Origin of the sequence: Methylobacterium sp. WL7, assembly GCF_008040085.1 — a bacterium.
GTDB lineage: Bacteria > Pseudomonadota > Alphaproteobacteria > Rhizobiales > Beijerinckiaceae > Methylobacterium > Methylobacterium mesophilicum.
Window position 1 is genome coordinate 1 of record NZ_VRVG01000193.1, and the last position, 6,656, is coordinate 6,656.

Consider the following 6,656-nt stretch of genomic DNA (forward strand, 5'->3'; position numbering starts at 1 on the left):
GGGACGGGCCCCGACCGCCCGCGACGGGCGGGGCCTTGCGCGGAACTGCCGCTTTCCCCGCGGCATCGCCTGTGCAACGGCAGCGTGCGGGGCGCGTGCCCTCAGGACATGAGCCCGAACCCGGTCATGTGGACCCGAGAGATCCCCTTCGTCGATCCCGTCGCGGCGGCCGCCCGGCTGCGGCCCCTGCCGGATCTCGCCTTCCTCGACAGCGCCATGCGGCACGACGCGCTGGGGCGGCACTCGATCGTGGCCGCCGACCCGTTCGCACGCTTCCGGTTCAGCGACGGGCGCGCGACTTTGGACGGGCGCCCGGTCCCGGGCGGGCCGTTCGCGGCGTTGCGGGCCTGCCTGGAGCCCTACCGGGTCGAGCCCGATCCGGACAACCCGTTCCCGGGCGGGGCGATCGGCTACCTCGCGTATGACCTCGGCGCGCAACTGGAGCGGGTCGCGGCCCCGGCCCGGCGGGCGGGGCTGACCGACGACATCGCATTCAACCTCTACGACACGGCGCTGGTGATCGACCACGCCGCAGGCACCTGCCGGCTCGTCGCGACGGGATTTCCCGAGACCGAGCCGGCCGCCCGGCGGGCCCGCGCCGAGGCGCGGATTTCCGCCTTCGCCGACCGGCTCGGGGCGGAGACGGCACCGGCAGACGCGCCACGCCAACTCATGAAAAACCTCGCGTGGCGCTCGAACTTCGACCGGCAAAGCTATGAGGCGGCTGTCGAAAAGGTCCGCGCCTATATCCGGGCGGGCGACATCTACCAAGCCAACATCGCCCAGCGCTTCAGCGCCGACCTGCCGGCGGGCTTCGACCCGTTCGCGCTCTACCGGCGCCTGCGCGCCACCAACCCGGCGACCTTCGGGGCCTATCTGGAACTCGCCGGCCTGACCGTCGCGTCGTCCTCGCCCGAGCGCTTCATCCGGCTCGACGGTCGCCACGTCGAGACCCGGCCGATCAAGGGCACCGCCCGCCGGCTCGACGACCCGGCGGCCGACCGGGCGGCGGCCGAGGCGCTCCTGGCCTCGGTCAAGGAGCGGGCCGAGAACGTCATGATCGTCGACCTGCTGCGCAACGACCTGTCCCGGGTCTGCGCGCCGGGCAGCGTCGCCGTGCCCACCCTGTGCGGGCTGGAGACCTACGCCAACGTCCACCACCTCGTCTCGGTGGTGACCGGGACGCTCCGCGACGGGCTCGACGCCCTCGACCTGCTGGCGGGCACCTTCCCCGGGGGCTCGATCACCGGGGCCCCAAAAATCCGCGCCATGGACATCATCACCGAGATCGAGGGCGACGCCCGGGAGCTCTATTGCGGCGCCATCGGCCGGATCGGCTTCGACGGCGCGCTGGATACGTCGATCGCGATCCGCACCGTGTTCATGGACGAGACCCGGGCGGTCCTGCAGGCCGGGGGCGGGGTGACCCTGCTGTCGGAGCCCGGCCCGGAATACGACGAGACCCTGGCCAAGGCCGCCCGGGTGTTCGAGGCCTTCGCATGATCCTCGTCCTCGACAACTACGACTCCTTCGTCTTCAACGTCGTCCGCTACCTGGAGGAGTTGGGCGAGACGGTCCGGGTCGTGCGCAGCGACGCGCTGGACGTCGCCGGCATCCGGGCGCTCGCCCCGGACGCCCTGGTGGTCTCGCCGGGCCCCTGCACCCCCGCGGAGGCCGGCATCTCGCTGCCGGCGATCCGCGACCTGTCCGGCCAAGTGCCGATCCTCGGGGTCTGCCTCGGCCACCAGGCGATCGGCGCGGTTTTTGGCGGCACGGTCGAGCGCGCCAAGCGTCCCCTGCACGGGCAGGCAACGCCGATCGCGCATCAGGGCGAGCGGCTGTTTTCCGGACTTCCGGCGCCGATGCCGGTGGGCCGCTACCACTCCCTGGTGGTCACCCCCGGTCCCGAGATGGACAGGCACCTCTCGGTCGACGCGGTCTCGCAGGAGGGCGAGGTCATGGCGCTCTCGCACCGGACCCACCCGACCTACGGCATCCAGTTCCACCCGGAATCGGTGCTGACCGAGGGCGGCCACGCCCTGTTCGCCAATTTTTTAGGACTGGCCCGCGCTTGGCGGGGCGAGCACGGGCGCGACGATGCTGTGGCGTGACGGGGCGATCGTCCCCGGGACGCAGGCATCCCTGGACCACACCGATCGGGGCCTGACGCTCGGCGACGGCCTGTTCGACACGGCGCTCGCGCTGGGCGGCCGGGTCGCCTTCGAGGACGCCCATATCGCCCGGCTCGTCGCCGGGGCGGAGACCCTCGGGATCCCCGCCCCGGCGGAACGGGTCCGCGCCGCCATGCGGGCGCTCGCCGGGCAGGGTAGGGGAGACGCGGACAGGCTGGCGATCCGCACCACCCTCACCCGGGGCTCCGGACCGCGCGGGCTGAAGCCGCCGCCGGATCCGCATCCGACCCTGTTCGCCACCGCGGCGCCGAGCGCCAAGGGCGCGGCCTTCGCGCCCCTGCGGCTGTGGCCGACCGGGATCGCCCGCAACGACACCTCGCCCGCCGCCCGGCTGAAGACCTTAGGGTATCTGGACGCCGTGCTGGCCGCCCGCGAAGCCGCCGCTTCGGGCTTCGACGAATCCCTGTTCTGCAACACCCGCGGCCGCGTCGCCTGCGCGGGCACCGGCAATGTCTTCGCGGTGCTCGGCGACCGGCTGGTCACGCCGCCGCTGGCGGACGGCGTGCTCGCCGGGATCATCCGCGCGGAGGTGCTGGGGCTGGCGGGGGCGTGCGGATTGCGCCCGGAGGAGGGCTCCCTGAGCCTGTCCGAACTCCTCGGCGCCGAGGCCGTGTTCGTCACCAACTCCCTGCGGCTGCTGGCCCCCGTGACCGCCATCGGCGCCAGCGCCTTCGCCAGCGCGGAACACCCGGGCGTGGCCCGGCTGATGGCGGCGCTCCGAACCGCACTCGCCCGCGCCTGCGGCGTCACGGAAGACAAGGTCGGATGACTGGACCGGACACCGAGGCCTGGCGCCGCCGGCTGCGCTACGCGCTCGCCCTGATCTATGCCGGCATCGGGATCGTCCACCTCGTGGCCGCCGACGCGATGCTGCCGCTGATGCCGGACTGGGTGCCGGCGCCGCGCCTGGTGATCCTGGCCACCGGCCTGTGCGAGATCGCCGGGGCGATCGGCCTCCTGACCCGGTCGCTGCGGCGGGCGGCCGCGATCGGGCTCGCCCTCTACGCGGTCTGCGTCTACCCGGCCAACCTGAAGCACGCCTTCGAGGCCGTCCACGTCGACGGAATCCCGGATTCCTGGTGGTACCACGGGCCCAGGCTGGCGTTTCAGCCGGTCTTCGTCTGGGCGGCGCTCTGGGCCGGCGGCCTGATCGCCTGGCCGTTCGGCGCGCGCTGCCGCTGAGGCGCCGGCCGGTCGATCGCCGGGCGGCCCGGCATTCGTCGCGCCTCGCGGACAGGCCGGCGAGCAATCCTTGAGAAACCGTGATCACAGGATCCCCGGATCGCAGGCTCACGGCAGGCTTTGATCCCGGGATCACTGCGGATAGACTGTGGTGCGGCCGCCGCACGCGCTGGAACATCGCGTCGCCCGGCCCCGATACGGGCGAACTGCATGACGAAGCGCCGCGAGGCCGGCCGAACGACACCGCACGCCGACACGCTGCCGGAGCAGGCCGCGGTCGAGCGCGCCATCGAGGCCGTCCTCGACCGTTTGCGCCCGAAGCCGGCCAAAGGCCCGGCCTCCCGGGCGCCGCAGGCCGGGCCCGCGCGAAAACCGGGCCCGGGCCGGAAGGCCGACTGAGCGGTTCGGATCCGCAGCGTCACGGCCTGAAAGCCGGCTGCCATCGTTCGGAAGGCTGCCCCAGCCGGCCCAAAAGGTTCCTCCCCAGCGCGAAGATATCGCCCGGAAACGACGGGCCGGACCGGCGTTCCCCGTCCGGAAGCCGCGTCCCCGAGACGGCGGCCCGCACTGGAGACGGACAGCCATGGCCAAGCCGAAGACGCTGCACGACGCCTTCTACGAGACTCTGAAGGACGTCTATTACGCCGAGAAGCAATCCGTGAAGGCGCTCAAGAAGTCCGCCAAGGCGGCCGAGCACCCGGAGCTGCGCCAGGCCTTCGAGACCCATGCCGAGGAGAGCGCCCAGCAGGTCGAGCGCCTGACCCAGGTGTTCGAGATCATCGGCAAGCCCGCCCGCGCCAAGACCTGCGAGGCGATGCAGGGCATCACCTCCGAGATGGAGGAGGATCTGGAGGATTTCGCCGACAGCCCGGCGGCCGACGCGGTGCTGGCCGCCTGCGCCCAGGCGGTGGAGCATTACGAGATCGCCCGCTACGGCACCCTCAAGACCTGGGCCCGCCAGCTCGGCCACGACGAGGCCGCCAAGCTCCTCGACGAGACCCTGCAGGAGGAGAAGAAGGCCGACGCGCTGCTCTCCAGGATCGCCGAGACGATCAACGTCGAGGGAACCCCGGCGGACGACGACGCGGAGGCTCCGAAGGGCAAGGCCCCGAAGAAGGCGGCCTGAGCGCGGCTGCGGCGGAGGAGGGGAGGCCGCTCCTCCGCCGGCTCGGAGATCCGGGTTTCCGAAGGGCTCGGCCCCAGCCCCTGTGGGGTGCCTGGATCAGGCGGACATCGGGCCGACGGTCTCCGTCACGTGGCCCGCCATTCCGGGGCGGGTGACCGGGCCGCCTCGGCACAGGTCCGAGGCGCCCGCCCCCAAAAAATCACTTCGCTGGCTCGATCGCGCTGAGCGGCGTCCAGTAGCAGCGATCCTGCCCGCTGGTCAGGGCGAGGCACCCGTAGGTCACCGTCCGGTTCTCGAGCCGGACGGCCTCGCCGAGCTTCCACGACCGGCACTCGCCGCTGGCGAGGCTGCTCTTCAGGAGCTGCCCGAACGCCACCTCTTCGCCGGCCATGACCAGCTTGAACAGGCGATCGGTGACCTCCGGGGCGTGGCAGCCGAACCGCTCCTGGACGATGGTCTCGGCGCGCGCGTCCCGGGGCAGGGACACCATGACGGCGAGGGCGGCGAAGGCGGAAAGAAGGATGCGCATGGACCAAGGATAAGCGCCGGCCGCCGCCTGTCGAGCCCTCGGCCCGGGGGCGCCATGCGGGGGAAAGCCGCGCCCGCTATCCCTTCTCGTCCCGCTTCGCCGCCTGCCAGGCGGCCTCCATGGCGGCGAGATCCGAGCGGCCGAGTGCTCCGCCCGCGGCTTTCAGGTGCTCCGCCATGGCGGCGAAGCGGCGCTCGAACTTGGCGGTTCCGTCGCGCAGCGCGGTCTCGGGATCGATCCCGGCATGCCGGGCGAGGTTGGCCACGGAGAACAGCAGATCGCCGATCTCTTCCGACACGGCCTGCGGGTCGCCGGCCGCCAGGGCCTCGGCGACCTCGTCGGCCTCCTCCCGGACCTTGTCGATCACCTGCGCGGCGTCGCCCCAGTCGAACCCGTGGGACGCCGCCCGCCGTGAGATTTTTTCGGCCCGGGTCAAGGCGGGGAGGGCCTGGGCGACGCCCCCGAGGGGATCCGGGTCGCCGGTGGCCGGATCCCGGGCCGCCCGCTCCTGCGCCTTGATCGCGGCCCACTGCGCCTCGACCTGGGCCGGGTCACGCAGGGCCGAGCCCGCTCGGAGGGGGGTGCCGTCCGGCTCGAACACATGCGGGTGGCGCCGGATCAGCTTGTCGCCGATCGCCCGGGCCACGTCGTCGAACGCGAAGGCGCCCTCCTCTTCGGCCATCCGGGCGTGGAACACCACTTGGAGCAGAAGGTCGCCGAGTTCGTCGCGCAGGTCGTCCCGGTCGCCCCGCGCCACCGCGTCGGCGACCTCGTAGGCCTCCTCGATCGTGTAGGGCACGATGGTCGCGAAGGTCTGCCGGAGATCCCAGGCGCAGCCGCATTCGGGGTCGCGCAGGGCGGCCATCAGGCGCAGGAGCCTGCCCAGCGAGGCGGGCTCGCAGGCGGCCGGGGTCCCGGGCCGGCTCGAATCGCGTGTGTCGGTCATGCCCACCGGGTTAGAGCAGGATGCGGGACAAGGAAATCCGGCGGTCCGGATTGGACTTCGGGTCAGACCCGGGCGTCGCGTTCGCGGACCTGCTCGGCCTGCAGCTCGCTGAGATAGCCGGTGAGGCGGCCGGTGACGCCGGGGTCGGCGCATTGGACCCAGAGCGGAGCCGGCAGCACCCGCGCGGGCAGCCGCCGCAGGAAGGCCTCGGCCGACAGGGCCGCCTCCCGCTCCGAGGTGGCGGCCAGGAGCCGGGCTCCCGCCCGCGTGCCGATCAGGATCGCAATCGTGGCCATGGACACCCTCACATCGCGATACCAACCGCGCGAGCGGCCCTCGCGTTGCCTCGACCGGGGCCGGCGCCGATGCCGCGGCGCAGGCCGCCGACGAAACAGGGATCCGCACCCGGCCCTTGCGGAGCCGGGGGACCGACACCACCTGTGCAATCGTCGCCGGAGCCGCGCATCGCGGGTCGGTGGCTCCCTCGAGTTTGAATCGCGAGCCAGCCGCCCGGCGCAAGCCGGAGCCGTCTTCGCAATGCCGGCAAAAGGGTTGTTGACATGGGAATGCGGGGCGTCTTATACGGCGCCTCCCGACGCGGTGGCCAAGCAAAGGCGAGCCGGTCGGACGGACTTTCCGAAGATTTCAGTGGGACTTGACCGGGGCAGCCTGGTGGTTTAC

The 6,656-nt window shown here is 72.5% G+C and carries 9 protein-coding genes; 6 read left to right on the forward strand and 3 right to left on the reverse strand.

Annotation, left to right across the window (positions count from 1 at the left end; all coding sequences use genetic code 11):
- Positions 1-126 precede the first annotated feature (126 nt).
- From pabB to FV233_RS27430, 6 genes are all read left to right on the forward strand, one after another.
- Entirely contained in the window at positions 127-1,503 is a 1,377-nt protein-coding gene (gene pabB, locus FV233_RS27405) for an aminodeoxychorismate synthase component I (protein WP_147899407.1), read from the forward strand.
- Positions 1,500-2,111 (forward strand): aminodeoxychorismate/anthranilate synthase component II, encoded by a 612-nt coding sequence (locus FV233_RS27410; RefSeq protein WP_147899408.1) that lies wholly within the window; start codon positions 1,500-1,502, stop codon positions 2,109-2,111. The genes pabB and FV233_RS27410 overlap by 4 nt, the downstream gene beginning before the upstream one ends.
- A complete protein-coding gene (locus FV233_RS27415; protein WP_147899409.1) occupies positions 2,098-2,961 on the forward strand; it encodes an aminotransferase class IV in 864 nt (287 codons plus the stop codon). Before FV233_RS27410 ends, FV233_RS27415 begins: the two co-directional genes overlap by 14 nt.
- The gene (locus FV233_RS27420; protein WP_147899410.1) at positions 2,958-3,374 is read left to right on the forward strand and encodes a DoxX family protein; all 417 of its coding nucleotides are present in this window, start codon (positions 2,958-2,960) and stop codon (positions 3,372-3,374) included. The genes FV233_RS27415 and FV233_RS27420 overlap by 4 nt, the downstream gene beginning before the upstream one ends.
- A gap of 210 nt (positions 3,375-3,584) precedes the next feature.
- Positions 3,585-3,773 (forward strand): hypothetical protein, encoded by a 189-nt coding sequence (locus FV233_RS27425; RefSeq protein WP_147899411.1) that lies wholly within the window; start codon positions 3,585-3,587, stop codon positions 3,771-3,773.
- A gap of 184 nt (positions 3,774-3,957) precedes the next feature.
- A complete protein-coding gene (locus tag FV233_RS27430) occupies positions 3,958-4,500 on the forward strand; it encodes a ferritin-like domain-containing protein (RefSeq protein ID WP_147899412.1) in 543 nt (180 codons plus the stop codon).
- Positions 4,501-4,699: 199 nt separating this feature from the next.
- Here the strand turns inward: FV233_RS27430 and FV233_RS27435 are convergent, their stop codons facing one another.
- The 3 genes from FV233_RS27435 to FV233_RS27445 all read right to left on the reverse strand — a co-directional run bounded on the left by FV233_RS27435 (position 4,700) and on the right by FV233_RS27445 (position 6,271).
- The gene (locus FV233_RS27435) at positions 4,700-5,029 is read right to left on the reverse strand and encodes a hypothetical protein (RefSeq protein ID WP_147899413.1); all 330 of its coding nucleotides are present in this window, start codon (positions 5,027-5,029) and stop codon (positions 4,700-4,702) included.
- Positions 5,030-5,105: 76 nt separating this feature from the next.
- Entirely contained in the window at positions 5,106-5,975 is an 870-nt protein-coding gene (mazG, locus tag FV233_RS27440) for a nucleoside triphosphate pyrophosphohydrolase (RefSeq protein ID WP_147899414.1), read from the reverse strand.
- Between the two features lie 62 nt (positions 5,976-6,037).
- Positions 6,038-6,271 carry a hypothetical protein gene (locus FV233_RS27445; protein ID WP_147856927.1) on the reverse strand — a complete coding sequence of 78 codons (234 nt, stop codon included), beginning with the start codon at positions 6,269-6,271 and terminating at the stop codon, positions 6,038-6,040.
- Between the last annotated feature and the right edge of the window lie 385 nt (positions 6,272-6,656).